The sequence below is a fragment of the Streptomyces sp. NPDC002788 genome, assembly GCF_053592115.1.
On record NZ_JBSFVB010000049.1, the window covers coordinates 1 to 1,075 of the forward strand.

The following is a 1,075-nucleotide window of genomic DNA, read 5'->3' on the forward strand; positions in this document are numbered from 1 at the left end:
GTCGGCACTGGCTTATCTGCGGGGGCTGATCGCTCCGCTGCAACGCAAGAATGGCTGGACGCTCGCGGAGGAGGCCGGCCACTCGGGCCCGGACCGTATCCACCGGATGCTGAACCGGATCGAGTGGGACGCCGATGAGGTGCTCGACGACGTGCGTCAGTACGTAGTCGACAACCTCGGCGACCCCGAAGCCGTCCTGGTCGTGGACGACACGGGCTTCTTGAAGAAGGGGAAGCAGTCGGCCGGGGTGCAGCGGCAGTACTCCGGCACCGCCGGGCGGACGGAGAACTGCCAGATCGGCGTCTTCCTCGCCTATGCCACGAGCCGCGGGCGGACACTGATCGACCGGCGTCTGTATCTGCCCACCTCCTGGACCGACGACCGCGAAAGGTGCCGCCGGGCCGGCATCGACGACGAGGTCGCCTTCGAGACCAAGGTGGCCATGGCCAAGGCGATGGTCCGCCGCGCCATCACGGACAAGATCCCGTTTCGGTGGGTGACCGCGGATGCCGCCTACGGGTTCAGCAAAGGCTGGCGGTCCGAGCTGGAGCGGGCGGACGTCTTCCACGTCATGGCCACCACCCGGCACGACACCGTGGTCACGCGCTGGGCGATCGACCATCCCGTCCACGACCTGTTCAACGGTCTTGCCCGGCAGAAATGGAAGCGCCGTTCCTGCGGCAACGGGGCTCATGGCCTGCGGATTTACGACTGGGCACGCGTCGAAGTGCGGCCCTGGCACCGACCCCACCGCCGCCACTGGGTGATCGCCCGCCGCAGCGTTGCCCGCCCGCAGGAAATCTCCTACTACATCGCCTACTGCCCCGCCGAGACCACGCTTGATGACCTGATCCGTATCGCGGGCAGCCGATGGGCCATCGAGGAATGCTTCCAAAGCGCGAAACAGGAATGCGGCCTGGACGACTACCAAGTCCGCCGCTACTCCGGCTGGCACCGCCACATGACCCTCGCTATGGCCGCCCACGCCTGCCTGGCCGTCCTGCGAGCCCGCGAGCTGGATGCCGGGAAAGCAGAAACGGATCCTCCCAGCTCATCCACCTCAGCCTCGCCGAGA

At 67.3% G+C, this 1,075-nt stretch carries 1 protein-coding gene; it reads left to right on the forward strand.

Annotated features, from left to right (window positions below; translation table 11 throughout):
- Positions 1-1,075: IS701 family transposase (locus ACWD1U_RS37225; RefSeq protein WP_451113787.1), on the forward strand; the 1,075-nt coding region annotated here is incomplete at both ends.